Origin of the sequence: Nonomuraea deserti (assembly GCF_004348685.1) — a bacterium.
Taxonomy (GTDB): Bacteria; Actinomycetota; Actinomycetes; order Streptosporangiales; family Streptosporangiaceae; genus Nonomuraea; species Nonomuraea deserti.
The window spans coordinates 25514-41859 of record NZ_SMKO01000077.1 but is presented as its reverse complement, the minus strand read 5'-3'; the positions used below and the strand labels follow the sequence as shown (position 1 = coordinate 41859).

The window sequence follows — 16346 nt, the reverse complement described above, 5'->3', positions numbered from 1 at the left end:
GTCTCGCTGGTGTCCGGTGGCGGGTTCATGGTCGTGGGGGTGCTGCTCATCCTCTTTCCTCCGGTGCGATGCGCTCGATCCGCGCCCGTGGCCGCATCCGTCGCTCGTGGCCGGTCTCGCGCACGTCGCCGGTCAGGCGCAGCGGCACGGCCGCGACCACGTCGGCGCTCGACCGGGCGAAGCGCAGCTCGACCTCGCCCGGCTCGACGATGCGCCGGCCGCGCACGCCGGTGAACGAGGTGACGTCCGCCGGCACGTCGAACGTCACGCGGGCGGCCTCGCCCGGCTCCAGCGGCACGCGGGCGTGGCCGACCAGGCGGACCACCGGCCGCGTGGTCTGCGCGACCGGATCGTGCAGGTAGAGCTGGACGACCTCGGTGCCGGCCCGCGGCCCGGCGTTGCGGACGGTGACCGCGACGCTCACCTCGCCGTCGACCGGCCAGGCGGCCGGCTCGCCGGGCCCGCCGGGCTCCGTCACGTCGCTCCACTCGAACGTGGTGTAGCCCAGCCCGTGGCCGAACGGGAAGGCGGGGGTGGGGTCGACGGACGACACCTGCGAGCGCCGGCCCAGCCACGGCGACAGGTAGGTGGCCGGCAGGCCGCCCGCGTCGCGCGGCACGCTGACGGGCAGCCGCCCCGACGGGTTCACCGCGCCGGTGAGGACCTCGGCCAGCGCCTGGCCGCCGCGCTGGCCGGGGAAGAAGGCGTACACGATGGCGGCGGCGCCGTCCACCTCCTCCCCCAGCGCGTACGGCCGCCCGGCCAGCAGCACGAGGACCACGGGGGTGCCGGTGGCGAGCACGGCCCTGACGAGCTCGGACTGGACACCCGGCAGGCGCAGGTCGGTGGCGTCGCAGCCCTCGCCGGAGGTGCCGCGGCCGAACAGCCCGGCCCGGTCGCCGACGGCCAGCACGCACACGTCGCTCGCGGCGGCCGCGGCGGCCGCGGCCTCGATGCCGGAGGTGTCGTCGCCGGTGATGTCGCAGCCGGGCGCGTAGGCGAGACCGGGGATCAGCGCGCCGAGCGCCTCGCGCAGCGAGGGGATCTCCAGCCCGAGCCCGTGCTCGGGGTGGGCGCCCACGTGCGCGGGGAAGGCGTAGCAGCCGAGCATCGCCATCGGGTCGTCGGCGACCGGCCCCACGAGGGCCACCCGCCGGCCGGGCGCCAGCGGCAGGATTCCCCCGGCGTTGCGCAGCAGCACGGCCGACTCGCGGGCCAGCCGCAGGGCGATGTCCTGGCTCTCGGGGTCGTCGAGGCGGAGCCGGTCGGCGCCGTCGGGCAGGCACTGCCAGCCCTCGTCGAGCAGGCCGAGCTCGGCCTTCTGGGTCAGCACCCTGCGCAGCGCGCGGTCGACGAGCTTCTCGTCGACCGCGCCCGCCCTCACCGCCTCGATCAGCGGCTCGCCGAACGTGTCGACGGTGGGCAGTTCGACGTCGATGCCGGCGCGCAGGGCGAGCCCGGCCGCCTCGGCGGCGTCGGCGGCCACGCCGTGCAGTTTCTGCAGGAACCGGATCGCGAAGTAGTCGGCGACGACCGTGCCGGTGAAGCCCCACTCGTCGCGCAGCAGCCCGGTCAGCAGGCCGTCGTCGGCCGCCACGGGAACGCCGTCGATCTCGGCGTACGAGTTCATCACCGACCGGGCGCCGCCCAGGCGCAGCGCCATCTCGAACGGCGGCAGGACGACGTCGGCCAGTTCCCTGCGGCCCATCGGCACGGGGGCGAGGTTGCGCCCGCCGCGCGAGGCGGAGTAGCCGGCGAAGTGCTTGAGCGTGGCGACGACACCGGCGCCCTCCACTCCGCGCACGTAGGCCGCGCCGATCGTGCCGACCAGGTAGGGGTCCTCGCTGATCGTCTCCTCGGTGCGGCCCCAGCGGTAGTCGCGGGTCACGTCGAGCACCGGGGCCAGGCCCTGGTGCACGCCGGCGGCCCGCAGGGAGCGGCCGATCCGCCCGGCCATCTCCTCGATCAGCCCGGGGTCGAACGTGGCGCCCCAGCTGAGCGGCGCCGGGTAGACGGTCGCCTGCCAGGCGGCGAACCCGGTCAGGCACTCCTCGTGCACCTGGGCCGGGATGCCGAACCGGCTCGTCGCCACGATCTCGGCCTGGGAGGCGGCCAGCGACCGGGCGCCGGCGGCGGGGTCGACGGGCGCGGTGCCGTACGGCCTGGTCAGCTGGCCGAGCCCGTGGCGGATGACGGTGCTCCACTCGGCGCCGCCCGCCATCTCGGTCTGGTGCGGGGCGACGCCCTCCCCCGAGGCGTCGGCGCCGACCCACACCCCGACCAGCTGGGCGACCTTCTCCTCCAGCGTCATGAGCGGGATGAGGGCCTCGGCTCGCTCACCGGGGGACAGCCCTGGGTCCCGCCATCGGGTGCTGTCGTCCGGCGTGGGGCTCGTGTCGATCGGTCCGTGGCCCGTCATGCCATCCCTTCGGGCTTCTAACGGCAACATCCCACGCGCATTGCGGTATGTGAAGCCGAAACTTTCAAGGAAAACTGCTTAATATTGCGGCAACATAAGGGGCCTCGCGGAAAACTGTCAAGAGCGTCTCCAACTGCTATGTTGCAGATCTGGTCGGCGTACGACGCTCGAGCTCACCGGCTTTGCGGGTCGTTGTGCGGCAATAACTTTCCCGAAACTTTCGGAGCGATGTGAGGGTGTCGTGGCATTGACGAATCTTGACGCCTCGATCAGGAAGAACCGTACTGCGGACGCCGCGATCACCGTCACCCTCGACGGCGATCCGCTGCCGGATCGGGATGTGGTCGTCGCCCAGCGCGAGCACCGGTTCCTGTTCGGGTGCACCGGGTTCGACCTCGTCCCCCTCGCGAACGGCGAGCTCACCGGCGAGCTCACCGCCAGGGCCGAGCGCCTGGCCGAGCACTGGCTCGGGCTGTTCAACTTCGTCACGCTGCCCTTCTACTGGGGGCAGTTCGAGGAGGAGCGCGGGCAGCCACGGAAGGAGCGGCTGCGGAACGCGGCGGCGTGGTTCCGCGAGCGGGGACGCCCGGTCAAGGGCCATCCGCTGGTGTGGCACACGGTGACGGCCGACTGGCTGACGGATCTGCCGAACGAGGAGATCGCCCGCGCGCAGGTGGACCGGATCCGGCGCGAGGTGGGCGATTTTTCAGGACTTATCGATATGTGGGATGTCATCAACGAGGTCGTCATCATGCCGATCTTCGACAAGTACGACAACGGCATCACGCGCCTGTGCCGGGAGATGGGACGCATCCCGATGGTCAGGATGGTCTTCGACGCCGCCCGCGAGGCCAACCCGCACGCCACGCTGCTGCTCAACGACTTCGACATGTCGGCGGCGTACGAATGCCTGATCGAGGGCCTGCTCGAGGCCGGCATCCGCATCGACGGCCTGGGCCTGCAGAGCCACATGCACCAGGGGTACTGGGGCGAGGAGAGGACACTCGCCGTCCTCGACCGTTTCTCGCGCTACGGTCTGCCCCTCCACTTCACCGAGACCACCATCCTGTCCGGCGAGCTCATGCCCGAGCACATCGTCGACCTGAACGACTACCAGGTGGCGGCCTGGCCGAGCACCCCCGAGGGCGAGGAGCGCCAGGCCGACGAGATCGTCCGCCACTACCGCACGCTGCTGTCCCATCCGGCGGTGGAGGCGATGACGTACTGGGGGATGACCGACGGCGGCTGGCTCGGCGCACCCGGCGGGTTCGTCCGCGCCGACGGGTGTCCGAAGCCGTCGTACGACGCGGCACGCTCGCTCATCAAGGGCGACTGGTGGTTCCCGCCCACCACCTTGCGCACCGACGCTGAGGGGCGGGTGCGCTTCACCGGGTTCCTCGGCGCGTACGAGGTGTCGGCGGCCGGCCGCACGGCCGCCTTCCACCTGGACGCTCCCGGCGAGACCCGCGCCACCGCCGCCATGTGACCTCACCCCCGGCGCGGACGGCGCGGTCCGGGCGGAACGGCGGCGGGGGTGGCCGGCCGATCAGTCCTGCAGGGCGGTGCGCAGCTTGGTGAGCACGGCGCGCAGGATGCGGGAGACGTGCATCTGCGAGATGCCGAACTCCGTGGCGATCTCGGACTGGGTCATGTTGCCGTAGAACCGCATCAGCAGGATGTTGCGCTCCCGGTCAGGGAGGGCGTCGATGAGCGGCTTGATCGCGTGCTTGCCGAGCAGGTTGTCGAGCGAGTCGTCCTGCGCGGGCAGGAAGTCTCCCAGATCGGCCGCGTCGTCCTCGCCGCCGACCGGAGCGTCCAGCGACAGGGTGCTGTACGCGGCGGACGCGTCGAGGGCGAGCAGCACGTCCTCCTCCGAGATGCCCATCTTGCCGGCCAGCTCGGCGACCGTGGGGGCGCGGCCGAGGGTCTGGGTGAGCTCGCTGGTCACCTTGTTGAGCTCCAGGCGGCGCTCCTGGTAGACCCGTGGCACCCGGATGGCCCAGGTGCGGTCGCGGAAGTGCCGCTTCACCTCGCCGACCATCGTGATCATCGCGTAGCCGCGGAAGTCGTGCCCCAGGGTGGGGTCGAATCCGTTGATGGCCTTCATCAGGCCCACGTACGCGGCCTGGCGCAGGTCCTCCATCGGCTCGCCGCGGTAGCGGTAGCGGCGGGTGACCTCGCCCACCAGAGCGTCGTACATGGCCACGACCCGCTCACGGATCCGTACCTTGCGCAGCTCAGGCGTCTCGGGCCGGTTCATCTCGGTGAGCAGCTGCTCGGCGGTCATCTCTTCGAGTGCGATCTCCAGGACGGCCATCTGATGCTCCAAAGGTCGTTCATGGCAGCCCCCGCAACGCAAAAAAGCCCAGGCAGAGGCACGCCACACATAATGCGTGAGTCGAAGCCCTCTGCTGGACTTCTGGATCAGAGTATTCCCCATTCGCGGGCATTAATCAACATAGAGAGTTACAGATTCGCTCCTCTGCTTCAGCGACCGTCAACGCACGGTGAAGACGAAGGTATGCGGGCCGGACGGGACGGCGGCGGTCAGGCGTACGCGGTGCACGGTCTCCGGCACGCCGTCGTGGCCGCGTACCTCCAGCTCCTCCGCCCGGGCCCGCCACGGGGACGGGATCTCCAGCACGACCGGCCCCCAGCCGACGGAGTCGCGGCCCAGCTCGGGGCGCAGGCGGGAGACGAACAGCTCCGCCACCGGGCAGTCGCCTCCCGCGAAGGCGAAGGTGTCGGTGAGCTCCAGCCGCGCGGGCCGCCAGGCGAAGGCGCGGGTGAAGCGGGTGAGCCGGGGCGCGTCGTAGGCGGCCGTCAGGTCCAGCGTCCATTCCACGGTGTCGTGGCCGGCCGCGTACCGGACGGTCTCGGCGCGGCGGTCACGGCCGGGGCGTTGCGCGGCGCCGTCGATCAGCGGGATCGAGTGCCACTCCGCCGAGGCCTGCGGCACCGCGTAGCGGCCCGCGCCGAAGTAGTCGCGGGTGTACTCCGGGGCGCCCAGGTCGTCCAGCACCGTCCTGCCGTGGGCGTGGAGGATGAAGTGGCCCAGATCGAGATGGTTGTGCGGCTCGTCGTTGTGGCCGCCCTTGGCGGCGAACGCCGTGCCGTTCGCCCTGGCGACCACGATCGCGGCGTCCGGCAGGCGGTCGTGCGGCGCCGGCGGGGTGCGCGGCGTCCGCGCCGTCCACCACAGGGTGCGGCTCAGATGGGCCCAGCGGTAGCAGTGGTCGTCGTGGAACGACGGCTCCCGCCCCTGCGGCACGGGCACGCCCAGGCGTTCCGCCAGGCGGTCCAGCAGGCCGGCCGGGTAGGCGCCCATGCCGGAGGAGTCGGCGAAGGCCGGGCGCGCGCCGCCGCCGAGGTCGACCCTGGCGGGGTAGGCCGCCATCTCGCGTACGTGGGGATCGTCCAGCAGGTCCTTGCCCGTGCGCTCGCGCAGCGCCTCGGCGAAGTAGACGAAATAGCCGAAACCATAGGACCAGTAGTCGGGGCCCTCCAGGCAGGCGCCGTCCGGGCCCACGCCCGCCAGGAACGACTCCAGGGCCCGCTCCAGACGGGGCAGGAGGGCCGGCAGGCGCTCGGAGTCCAGCGCCAGCGCCGCCATCCCGGCCGCGCCCGCGCAGACGGCCGCCCAGTTGTGCCCGGCCGACTCCCACCACAGGGCAGGCGCGCCTTCCTGGAGAGGGCGCAGGACCCGGCGCTCCACCTCCTCGCGCACCCGGGCCAGCACCCGGGGGTCGAGGTGCTCGCCGAGCAGGCCCGCCGCCTCCGCCAGGGCATGGCCGGTCTCGGCGGCGAACAGGTCGACGAACGCGTTGACCGGGCGGTCTCTCGGCTCGTGGGCCGGCAGCACCCAGGTGTACTCGTCGCACACCGACCACAGCAGGTCGTCGAGCGCCGGGTCGGGGCGGTCGTCCAGGTGCGCGGCCAGCATGAGGGCGGCCAGGCGGCGACGGCGCTCGAAGTAGACGCCCTCGTAGGCCTGGCGGTCGCCGGTGTCCGCGTAGCGGCGCCACAGGGCGAAGGTCAGCGCGGGCAGGGGTTCCGTACGCGCCCTGGCGGCCTCCTCCCGCGCCTGCCGTACCAGCAGGTCCCGGCCTCCGTCCCGGCTCATCGGCCCCTCCCCTGCCGCCCGCCGTTCGCCGTGGGGAATCCCGCACGGCCCGCCCCCGCACCATACGCGTCCGCGGGAGACCGGCGACAGCGGGCGGGCCTCAGGCGATGCGGTGCAGGGCGGCGGGGCGGCGGCGCCCCGGCCAGGGCGGCTGCGCACGCGGGAGCCGCAGGATCGACAGCTCGCGCCGGGGTCGCCGCCGGTGGTGCAGATCAGCGACAGTGGTGACCCGGCCGGAGGTGCTCACGTGGCCTCCCGGTGACGGCGGCGCGGACGGGCGCGCGCCGCCAGCACCACCAGCGCCCAGCCTGTACGGGCGGCCGCGCCACCCGCTCCCGGGCCGGTGCACGCGGAGGCGGCCCGATCGGCGGCCGGCGATCCCATGGCGGACCTCCGGTGGGTAACCGGTTACTTGGCTGACGCCCAGGACGCTAAGAGATCTGTCACGGTCCGTCAAGGCCGACTCCAGCAGCTTTGTAACGAACAGTTAACAGCGCATTGACGCCACCCATCGGACGCGTCTAACGTCCGCCTCACGACGTCAGCAGTAACCGGTTACCCCACATCGGCACCGATCTCACTCCCCCCACGAGAGGTGGCCCCGATGGACAGACCACTCACCCGCCGCGGACTGCTCAAAGGGTCCGTGCTCTTCGTCGCCGGCGCCGCCGTCTCCGCGTGCGGCGGCGACCCGCTGGCCAAGACCAAGACCCCGCCCGCCACCGGCAACGCCAAGATCACCCTCAACCACTGGTACCACGAGTACGGCGAGGAAGGCACGCAGCAGGCGGCCCTGCGCTACGCCGCCGACTTCACCAAGGCCAACCCGGACATCGCGGTCAAGGTGTCCTGGATCCCCGGCGACTACGCCACCAAGTGGACGGCCGCCGTCCTGACCCCGGACGGCCCCGACGTCTACGAGGTCAACGACGTCAGCCCCAACATGGTCAAGGCCGAGCAGGTCACGCCGCTCGACGACGTGCTCGGCGCGGAGAAGTCCGACTTCGACCCCAAGGTGCTGGAGCCGTACACGTGGGGCGGCAAGGTCTACGCCGTGCCCATGGTCGTGGACCCGATGCTGGTGTTCTACCGCAAGTCGCTGTTCCAGAAGGCCGGCGTGGCCGTGCCGACGAGCTTCGCCGAGTTCGCCGCGGCGGCCAGGAAGCTCACCACGGGCAGGCAGAAGGGCCTGTTCGTCGGCAACGACGGCATCGGCGACCTGGGGATGCTGGTGCCCTGGTCGAACGGCAACCTGCTGGTCGACGACCGCGAGATCACCTATGACGACCCGAAGGTGGTCGAGGCGCTCACCGCGCTCAAGGGCCTGCACGACAGCAAGGTCACCCTGCAGGGCTACTCGACCGACTGGTGGGACCCCAGCGCGCTGATCACCGGGGCGGCGGCCATGCAGTGGGTCGGCATGTGGGCCGTCCCCGGCATGACCGCCGAGCTGGGCGACGACTTCGCCGCCTTCCCGCTGCCGGCCTTCGGCCCCGGCGGCCGTCAGGTGGTCAACATGGGCGGCTGGGTGCAGGTCGTCAACGGCAAGAGCGCCAACCTGGAGGCGGCCACGAAGTACGTGCGCTGGTTGTGGGTGGAGAACACCGCCGCGCAGACCGACTGGAACCTCGGCTACGGCTTCCACATCCCGCCCCGCACCAGCGCCGCGAACGCGGCGGACAAGCTCCGGACCGGGCCGGCCCAGGCGGTGATGGAGGCCGCGAACACGCACGGCGTCAAACAGCCGGCCCTGTGGACCCCCGAGGTGGAACAGCCCTACACCGACGCCGTCACCGCCATCGTCAAGAAGGACGCCGACCCGGCCAGGACCCTGGCGGAGGCGGCCAAGCGGTCCCAGGACATCCTGGACAAGGTGCCCACGCTATGACGACCACGGCCGCGCCCGCCCGCCCCCGCGCCGGCGGGCCGCACCGCGCCCCCGCGCGGTGGGCCTCCCGGTGGCCGGCCTGGCGCGCGTTCGTGCTGCTCACGCTGCCGATGGTGGCCGGGCTTCTGCTGTTCAAGTACGTGGCCATCGGCTGGGGCCTGCTGCTCAGCTTCAACGACGCGCGCGGCACGATCAGCCTCGGCTCGTGGAACGGGCTGGAGAACTACCGGCGGCTGCTCGGCGACCCCGCCTTCACCAGGTCGCTGGTCACCATCCTCGTGTTCACGGTGTTCATCGTCCCGGTGACGTTCGCGCTGGCGCTGGGCCTGGCGGTGCTGGTGAACCGGCTGCGCGGGGGCCGGGCGTTCTTCAGGACCACGTTCTTCATCCCGGCGGCCGTCTCGTACGTGGTCGGCGCGCTCGTGTGGAAGATGAGCCTGTTCAGCGGCACGCCGTCGGGTGTGGCCAACAGCCTGGCGTACCTGCTCGGCTACGAGGACTCGATCGGCTGGGTGGCGACCGTGGACCCGCCGCTGTACTGGATCGTGCTGGTCACGGTGCGGTTGTGGCTGCAGACGGGCTTCTACATGATCCTGTTCCTGGCCGGGATCCAGCAGATCCCCGCCCAGCTGTACGAGGCGGCGCGGGTGGACGGCGCGCACACCGAATGGCAGCTGTTCCGGCACATCACCTGGCCGATGTTGCGCAACACGTCGGTCGCGGTGACGCTCCTGCTGATCATCAACGCGTTCCAGGCGTTCGACGAGTTCTACAACATCCTGGCCTCCAACCTGTCGGGGCTGGGCGGCGCGGACGGCAGGACACCGCTGATCTACCTGTTCCAGACGGCGCTCGGCGAGCAGAACTACGGCGCCGGATCCGCGGGGGCGTTCGTCGTCACCGCGCTGATCGTGGTGTTCACGCTGCTGCAGGGCCGTTTCGCCGGGTTCGGCAGGACCGCCGAGGAGGAGGGGCGATGAGGAAACGGCATCCGGGCTCCTACGCGGCGGCGATCGTCTTCGCGGTGCCGTTCCTGCTGCCGTTCTACCTGCTGATCCGCAACGCGCTCATGACCAGGCGGGAGCTGGGCTCGCTCGACTGGCACTGGTGGCCTGAGGAGATCAGCTTCCAGGGCTTCGCCGACGCCTTCGGCAACGAGGCGGTGCCGCTGGCACACGCCCTGTGGAACTCGGCGCTCATCGCGACGATCTCCGCGCCGCTGTCGACGCTGCTGGCGTCGATGGCCGGGTACGCGCTGGCCCGCATCCCCGTGGCGGCGTCCAGGCCGGTGTTCTTCTTCATCATCGCCACGATGATGGTGCCGGGCGCGGCCACGTTCATCCCGACGTTCGTCGTGGTCGGCTCGATGGGCGGGGTCAACACCATGTGGGGGCTGATCGTCCCCGGCCTGTTCAGCGCGTTCGCCGTGCTGCTGTTCCGCGGCTTCTACCTGCGGTTCCCGCGCGAGCTGGAGGACGCGGGCCGGGTGGACGGCCTGGGCTTCCTCGGCCTGTACGCGCGGCTGGCGCTGCCGAACTCCGGCGCCCTGTTCGCCTCGCTCGGCATCCTGTCCTTCATCGAACACTGGAACGCCTTCCTGTGGCCGCTGGTCATCGGCCAGGACCCGGATTACTGGACCGTGCAGGTGGCGCTGTCCACCAACCTCAACCAGCAGGCGGTCAACCTGCCCGCGCTGTTCGCCGGCGCGCTCGTGGCCATCCTGCCCCTGGTCGCCCTCTTCCTCATCGCCCAGCGGTGGATCGTCAGGGGCGTCCTGCTCACCGGCATCAAGGGCTGAACGCCCCCTCCGAGAGGAGTCCGTACGTCATGTCCCGCGTCCTCACCCTCCTGGCCGGGCTCTGCCTGGTCCTGGCGCTGTTACCCACCGGCCCCGCAGCGGCGGCGCCCATCACCGTGCCGGTCGGCGCCCAGTTCACCGACGCCTCCGGCAACCCGCTGCACGCCCACGGCGGCGGGGTGGTCAAGGTCGGCTCGTACTACTACTGGTTCGGCGAGAACCGCAACGCCGACGGCACCTTCCGCTACGTCTCCGCCTACCGCTCGGCCGACCTGCGCACCTGGGAGTTCCGCAACCACGTGCTCACCCAGTCCAGCGCCGCCGAGTTGCAGGTCGCCAACATCGAACGGCCGAAGGTCGTCTACAACGCCGCCACCGGCAGGTTCGTCATGTGGATGCACAAGGAGAACGGCCGCGACTACGGCGAGGCGCGGGCGGCCGTGGCCGTGTCGGACACCGTCGACGGGGACTACACCTACCTGCGCAGCTTCCGGCCCCTCGGTCACATGTCGCGCGACATCACCGCGTTCGTGGACACCGACGGCGCCGGCTACATGATCTCGGCCGCCGACGAGAACTACGACCTGCACGTCTACCGGTTGAGCGCCGACTACACCGACGTCGCCTCGCTGGTGCGCATGTGGGACGGCGACCACCGGGAGGCGCCGGCCATGTTCAAGCGCGACGGCGTGTACTTCCTGCTCACCTCGGGCGCGACCGGCTGGCAGCCCAACCAGGCCAAGTACGCCACCGCCACCAGCATCGGCGGCTCGTGGAGCGGCTGGCAGAACGCCGGCGACGCGCTCACGTTCGGCTCCCAGCCGGCGTTCGTGCTGCCGGTGCAGGGCGGCTCGGGCACCTCCTACCTGTATCTCGGCGACCGGTGGGCGGGCGCCTGGGGCGGCCCGGTCAACGACTCGCGCTACGTGTGGCTGCCGATCCAGTTCCCCACCAGCACCTCGATGAGCCTGTCCTACGCCAGGCAGCTCACCGTCGACGCCGCCGCCGGCACGATCACCGCGTCCGGCTCCGGCTACGACCGGCTGGCGGTGCGGCATTCGGGCAAGTGCGCCGACGTGCGCAACGGCTCCGGCGCCAACCTGGCCCCCGTCATCCAGTACACCTGCGGCACCGGCCACAACCAGCAGTGGCGCATCCAGTCGATCAGCGGCGGCTACGTCCAGGTGATCGCCCGCCACTCCGGCAAGTGCCTCGACGTCGACGGCGTCAGCACCGCCGACGGAGCCGCCCTCCAGCAGTACGGTTGCGGCTCGGGCGCCAACCAGCAGTGGTCGGTGCAGGACGCGGGCGGCGGCTACGTGCGGCTGGTGGCCAGGCATTCGGGCAAGTGCGCCGACCTGCCCAGCTCGTCGCAGGACAACGACGTGCAGTTCAAGCAGTATCCCTGCAACGGCGGGCAGAACCAGCAGTTCACCAGGACGCCCCTCTAGAGTGCGCCGCGGTCCCGCCCGAAATCGCCTCGCGGGCGGGACGCGGCCTTGGTTACATTTGCGTACGTGTCGGAGCCTCTCGAAGTGACGTGCGACGAGTCCGGCGCGGAGGGCGAGAAGCTCGTCGGCGGCAACACCGACATCTTCACCCACGCCGCCATCCTGATGAGCCGGCGGGCGGCGGAAGAGTGCATCGGCGAGCTGCGCGAGCGGGCGCCCACCCCGGCCAGCCAGTACGCGGCCTGCCACGTCCTGCGCGACAAGCACCGGGGCACGCTCAGGTGGCTGCTCGGCCCGTCGGGGCCGCTGCTCGGCCGCGCCCACGTGTTCCTGACCGAGAAACCCTTCCTCGCCGTGCGCAAGATCGTCGCCCTGCTGGACGCCGGCCACTCGCCGGGCGTCGGCCTGGCCCTGGACCCGCGCTCCTCCGCCAGGGCGGTCACCCTCTACCGCGAGGGCCCGCGCGCGTTCGGGCCCGCACGGTGGACGGCCTTCCTCGACTCCTTCAACTACCTGCTGCGCGCCAAGAACGGCCAGGGCGTCACCATGTCCGTCGACGACGCCTTCCTCCTGGTCGACGAGCTGCGCGGCCCCGGGCCCGCGGGCGAGATCGTGGAGCTGCTGTGGCAGGCCAGGCCGCGGGTGGCCGCCTTCAGGGAGCGGCTGCTGGAGGCCCCGCACGTCTTCCCCACCCTCGACCCGCTCATCCCGGCCATCGTGCGGGCCGTGGAGTTCTGGGGCCGGGGCGGCGAGCCCGTCTCGATCGTGCACGACCGGCAGACCACGCTCACCGACGAGCGCATCGCCCGCCTGCGGGCGCTCCTCGACGGCCGGCTGGCCGGGCTGCGGCTGGCCGAGTCGTTCCTCGACGCCCGGATCCAGGTCGCCGACGTCATCGCGGGCGTGGCCCGCAGGATCGCCGTCGACGAGCTGGCGGGGCGGGGCGATCCGGGGTTCATCGCGCTGCTGCGGCCGTACGTGGACGAGCGCTCGGTCTGGGGTGACGCCCGGACCGGGGCGCTGCTGGGGCAGCACCCAGATGCGGTCATGTCCGGGTAAATACCCTGACCACGCCCTGTATCGCCACAAAATGCGACGATACAGTGACGTACTGTGAACGAGACTAAGCGTGTGGAAATAACCTGGCCCAGCCTCGGCATCACCGTGGCGGCCCAACTCGACGAGCGCAACCCCGCCCTGGCCCAATGCCTGTGGGACGCGCTCCCCTACCGCAGCCTGCAAGGACACGCCCTGGTCGCGGGATACCACCTCTACCACGTGGCCCCGGTCCACTCGCTGCTGCACGCCCCCGCGGAATACCGCGTGGACCGCCGCACCGTGCCCGACGGCACCCTGTTCTGCTCGCGCCTGCAGCACCTGGGCATCAAGTACGGCGAACTCACCGAGCCCATGACCGCCACCCCCGTCGGCCAGGTCGCGGAAGAGGACCTCGACGCCCTCATCCAGGCCGGCCGCGACGTCTGGAACGCCGTCTACACCACCAAGGAACCCGTCATCGCCGAAGTGCGCCGCGCCGGCGAGGACGGCGGCCACGTCCTGCCCCGGCTGCCCATCGGCGACCCGCAGCTCAACGAACTCGTCAAGGACGTCCACGCCGAGACCCAGCGCATCTGGCTCGACCCGCCCCGCGAGCTCGTCGACCTGCACGAGGGGCGCATCCCCTCCGGCGCCGGCAGCTACGAGACGGTCCTGACCACCCTCCTGTTCGTCAACGGCGAAACTCGCCCGCTCGGCTACAGCTGCTACGGCGGCCTCGTCCGCGCCGCCCTCGACGGCATGCCCATGCCGTGGCTGCGCCAGATGACCCGCCAGCTCGCCGCCACACCCGCCGAGTTCCTCGGCTACTGCGGCCTCGACACCCTGTGGGACTTCACCCAGCGCCTCCTGTCGGGCCTGGAACGCCTCGACAGCCACGAGGACTTCATCTCCGTCATGGCCCACATGGCGCTCTACTGCAACTGCCTGGGCGGGTGGAACCTGCACCTGTTCCCCTGGCAGGCCGGCGAGAGCCTGCGCGCCGTGCGGGAGCCGGTGTGAACGGCGGCTCCCGGGTGGTGGTGGTCGGCGGCGGCGTCATCGGCCTGTCGATCGCCTACCACCTGGCCGAAGCCGGCGTCGACGTCACCCTGCTCGAACGCGGCACGCTGGGCTCCGGCGCCTCCCGCGCCACCGCCGACGTCGTCCGCTCCTACTTCGCCGGCAACCCGGTCAGCTCCGCGCTGGCCGTACGGAGCCTGCAGGCCTACCAGGCCTTCCCGGACCGGCCCGGCACCGACCTGCCCCTGCGCCAGGTCGGCTACCTCATCCTGTTCACCGAGCCCGAGCAGTTGTCCGCCTTCCAGGCCGACCTGCCCGCCCAGCACGCCGCCGGCGTCGACGTCCGCCTCATCACCGTCGAGGAGGCGCGCGAGCTCAACCCGCTCGTCGGCGACGACACGCCGCTGCTGGCCGCCGCCTACTCGCCGCAGGCCTACATCTCCGACACCACGGCCATCGTCACCGCCTACGCGCAGGCGGCCGAGAAGGCCGGCGCCGTACTGCGTACCGGCTGCCCGGTCACCGGCATCGACGCGCAGGCCGGCCGCATACGCACGGCCAGCGGCGAGATCGGCGCCGACGCGATCATCTGCGCCGCCGGCGCCTGGTCGGCCTCGCTCGTCCGCTGCGCGGGCGTCGACCTGCCGCTCACCGAGCCGATCGAGCAGGAGCTGCTCACCACCGACCCGCTGCCGCCCGGCACGCCCGACGTCCCGGTCACCCTGCACGCCGCCACCGGCCTGCTCATCAGGGTCCGCGACGGCCGCATGCTGATCGGCATGGGCTACCCGGGGGCGGACCGGGAGGCCTGGCGGCGCGACGTGGCCGGCCGGGTCGCCGAGGTCTACCCGAGCCTCGCGGAGCTCGCGCTGCACACCGCCGTCACCGGCCTGCGCGACGCCAGCCCCGACCGCACCGCCTTCATCGGCCACCAGCCGGGCCCTCCGGCGTTCCTGTACGCCACCGGCTTCTCCGGCCACGGCCTGTGCAACGCGCCCGCCGCCGGCGAGCTGGTCCGCGACCTCTACCTCGACCAGGACCCCGGCTTCGACGTGACCGCGCTGGCGGTCAGCCCACGACGAACGGGATGACCCATGACAGACGACAACCGCTTCATCCTCGACCCGGCCACCGGCGACCTGCACGGTGACGACGACCGGCTGCGCGAGGCCGGACCGCTCGTCCCGGTGACCGCCGAAGGCGTGCACACCTGGGCCGCCACCCGCTACTCCACGCTGCTGGCCGTGCTGACCCACCCGGACCTGTCCAGGGAACTGCGCTACTGGAAGGACCGCGACAGCGCCCCGCCGGGCACGGCCATCACCCGCATCGTCACCGACACCTCGATGCTCAACGCGGAAGGCGACGAACACCGCAGGCTGCGCGCCCCGCTGACCGCCGCGTTCACGCCCCGCCGGCTGAAGGGGCTGCGCCCGAGGATCGAGCAGCTCACCGCCGGGCTCATCGACCGGCTCGCCGCGATGCCGCCCGGCCGGCCGGTCGACATGCGCAAGGAGTTCGCCTACCCGCTGCCCCGCGACGTCATCTCCGACATGATCGGCATCCCGGCCGCGCACCAGGAGAGACTGCACGAGCTCACCGACGCCGTCGCGCAGGTCGGCGGCAGCCTCGACGACACACCCGACCTGCGCCAGGCCCTGCACGTGCTGCTCGGCCAGATCATCGACGAGCGCCGCGACAGCCCCGGCGAGGACCTCATCACCGACCTGATCACGCTGCGCGAGCAGGACGGCGGCCGGCTCTCCAACGACGAGCTGTTCGCGACGATCGAGCTGCTGTTCATCGCCGGCCACGTCACCACGGTCAACCTCATCACCAACGCCATCGGCGCCCTGCTCCACGTGCCCGACCAGGTCGAGCTGCTGCGCGCGGGCAAATGCCCCTACAGCGCGGCCGTCGAGGAGACCCTGCGCTGGGACTCGCCGATCGCCTACTTCCCCATGCGCTACGCCCTGCGCGACGTCGAGATCGACGGCGTACGCGTGCGCGCAGGGGAGCCCGTGCTGGCCTGCTTCGCCTCCGCCGGGCGCGACCCCGACCAGTACGGCGAGGACGCGCACCTGTTCGACCTCACCGACCCGCCGGCCACCCACCTGTCCTTCGGACACGGCCCGCACTTCTGCCTCGGCGCGCCACTGGCCCGCCTCGAGGCCGAGGTGGCGCTGTCCGCGCTCTTCGACGCGTTCCCGGAGATCACGCCCGCCGTACCGGCCGAGGAGCTGCGCCCGCTGGACACCCTGCTCGGCAACAGCACCCGCACCATGCCCGTCCTGCTGGGCCCGCGCGCGCAGTGACCTGCCCGCGCACCCGGCGCTCCGCGCGCACTGACCCGCCCCCGGAGCCGGCGCTCCGCGCGCACGGTGACCGCCGCGGAGCCGGCGCTCCGCGGCGCACGTCGGCCCGGCGTGCCGCCGTCGATCAGGTCGTGCGCCCTGCGGGCCCGCCGGCCCGTCAGGCGGCCCCGCCGCCTCGGCCTCGATCGACGCGCGGGTCGGCCGCCCCCGACGAGGAGGGAGCGTGCCCGCGCCGGTCTCCCGCAACACGGCACCTGAGTACTGACGCCCACCGATCGCGTTCTACGCTCCATG

13 protein-coding genes are annotated in these 16346 nt (G+C 71.9%); 9 read left to right on the top strand and 4 right to left on the bottom strand.

Annotated features, from left to right (window positions below; translation table 11 throughout):
• Positions 1 to 46: 46 nt before the first annotated feature.
• Positions 47 to 2419: a beta-xylosidase/alpha-l-arabinosidase gene (locus E1292_RS26010; RefSeq protein WP_132597828.1), complete on the bottom strand. Its 2373-nt coding sequence runs from the start codon at positions 2417 to 2419 to the stop codon at positions 47 to 49.
• 247 nt (positions 2420 to 2666) lie between these two features.
• Here E1292_RS26010 and E1292_RS26005 point away from each other — a divergent pair, with 247 nt between their 5' ends.
• The gene (locus E1292_RS26005) at positions 2667 to 3905 is read left to right on the top strand and encodes an endo-1,4-beta-xylanase (RefSeq protein WP_220447065.1); all 1239 of its coding nucleotides are present in this window, start codon (positions 2667 to 2669) and stop codon (positions 3903 to 3905) included.
• Positions 3906 to 3965: 60 nt separating this feature from the next.
• Here E1292_RS26005 and E1292_RS26000 read toward each other — a convergent pair whose 3' ends face one another.
• The 3 genes from E1292_RS26000 to E1292_RS51355 all read right to left on the bottom strand — a co-directional run bounded on the left by E1292_RS26000 (position 3966) and on the right by E1292_RS51355 (position 6789).
• Positions 3966 to 4736 (bottom strand): SigB/SigF/SigG family RNA polymerase sigma factor, encoded by a 771-nt coding sequence (locus tag E1292_RS26000; protein ID WP_132597827.1) that lies wholly within the window; start codon positions 4734 to 4736, stop codon positions 3966 to 3968.
• Positions 4737 to 4916: 180 nt separating this feature from the next.
• On the bottom strand, positions 4917 to 6542 hold the full coding sequence (locus tag E1292_RS25995; RefSeq protein ID WP_132597826.1) for a heparinase II/III family protein: 1626 nt from the start codon (positions 6540 to 6542) through the stop codon (positions 4917 to 4919).
• Between the two features lie 100 nt (positions 6543 to 6642).
• The gene (locus tag E1292_RS51355) at positions 6643 to 6789 is read right to left on the bottom strand and encodes a hypothetical protein (RefSeq protein ID WP_165974741.1); all 147 of its coding nucleotides are present in this window, start codon (positions 6787 to 6789) and stop codon (positions 6643 to 6645) included.
• A gap of 357 nt (positions 6790 to 7146) precedes the next feature.
• Here E1292_RS51355 and E1292_RS25990 point away from each other — a divergent pair, with 357 nt between their 5' ends.
• From E1292_RS25990 to E1292_RS25955, 8 genes are all read left to right on the top strand, one after another.
• Positions 7147 to 8430: an ABC transporter substrate-binding protein gene (locus tag E1292_RS25990; RefSeq protein ID WP_132597825.1), complete on the top strand. Its 1284-nt coding sequence runs from the start codon at positions 7147 to 7149 to the stop codon at positions 8428 to 8430.
• A complete protein-coding gene (locus E1292_RS25985) occupies positions 8427 to 9410 on the top strand; it encodes a carbohydrate ABC transporter permease (RefSeq protein ID WP_132597824.1) in 984 nt (327 codons plus the stop codon). Before E1292_RS25990 ends, E1292_RS25985 begins: the two co-directional genes overlap by 4 nt.
• Complete coding sequence (locus E1292_RS25980; RefSeq protein WP_132597823.1) at positions 9407 to 10228, top strand: carbohydrate ABC transporter permease; 822 nt, start codon at positions 9407 to 9409, stop codon at positions 10226 to 10228. The genes E1292_RS25985 and E1292_RS25980 overlap by 4 nt, the downstream gene beginning before the upstream one ends.
• Before the next feature lie 29 nt (positions 10229 to 10257).
• Complete coding sequence (locus E1292_RS25975; protein WP_132597822.1) at positions 10258 to 11679, top strand: RICIN domain-containing protein; 1422 nt, start codon at positions 10258 to 10260, stop codon at positions 11677 to 11679.
• A gap of 66 nt (positions 11680 to 11745) precedes the next feature.
• Positions 11746 to 12738: a hypothetical protein gene (locus tag E1292_RS25970; RefSeq protein WP_246090335.1), complete on the top strand. Its 993-nt coding sequence runs from the start codon at positions 11746 to 11748 to the stop codon at positions 12736 to 12738.
• A gap of 54 nt (positions 12739 to 12792) precedes the next feature.
• Entirely contained in the window at positions 12793 to 13737 is a 945-nt protein-coding gene (locus tag E1292_RS25965; RefSeq protein WP_132516095.1) for a cucumopine synthase-related protein, read from the top strand.
• Positions 13734 to 14828: an NAD(P)/FAD-dependent oxidoreductase gene (locus tag E1292_RS25960; RefSeq protein ID WP_165974740.1), complete on the top strand. Its 1095-nt coding sequence runs from the start codon at positions 13734 to 13736 to the stop codon at positions 14826 to 14828. The genes E1292_RS25965 and E1292_RS25960 overlap by 4 nt, the downstream gene beginning before the upstream one ends.
• 3 nt (positions 14829 to 14831) lie before the next feature.
• Positions 14832 to 16052, top strand: coding sequence for a cytochrome P450 family protein (locus tag E1292_RS25955; protein WP_132597819.1), 1221 nt, complete (start codon positions 14832 to 14834; stop codon positions 16050 to 16052).
• Positions 16053 to 16346: the final 294 nt, after the last annotated feature.

Excerpts from the sequence above, each read along its gene's own strand:
- E1292_RS26010 (WP_132597828.1), bottom strand. The coding sequence starts at position 2,419 with ATGACGGGCCACGGACCGATCGACACGAGCCCCACGCCGGACGACAGC.
- E1292_RS25975 (WP_132597822.1), top strand. The coding sequence starts at position 10,258 with ATGTCCCGCGTCCTCACCCTCCTGGCCGGGCTCTGCCTGGTCCTGGCG.
- E1292_RS25985 (WP_132597824.1), top strand. The coding sequence starts at position 8,427 with ATGACGACCACGGCCGCGCCCGCCCGCCCCCGCGCCGGCGGGCCGCAC.
- E1292_RS25955 (WP_132597819.1), top strand. The coding sequence starts at position 14,832 with ATGACAGACGACAACCGCTTCATCCTCGACCCGGCCACCGGCGACCTG.
- E1292_RS25980 (WP_132597823.1), top strand. The coding sequence starts at position 9,407 with ATGAGGAAACGGCATCCGGGCTCCTACGCGGCGGCGATCGTCTTCGCG.
- E1292_RS25990 (WP_132597825.1), top strand. The coding sequence starts at position 7,147 with ATGGACAGACCACTCACCCGCCGCGGACTGCTCAAAGGGTCCGTGCTC.
- E1292_RS25995 (WP_132597826.1), bottom strand. The coding sequence starts at position 6,542 with ATGAGCCGGGACGGAGGCCGGGACCTGCTGGTACGGCAGGCGCGGGAG.
- E1292_RS26000 (WP_132597827.1), bottom strand. The coding sequence starts at position 4,736 with ATGGCCGTCCTGGAGATCGCACTCGAAGAGATGACCGCCGAGCAGCTG.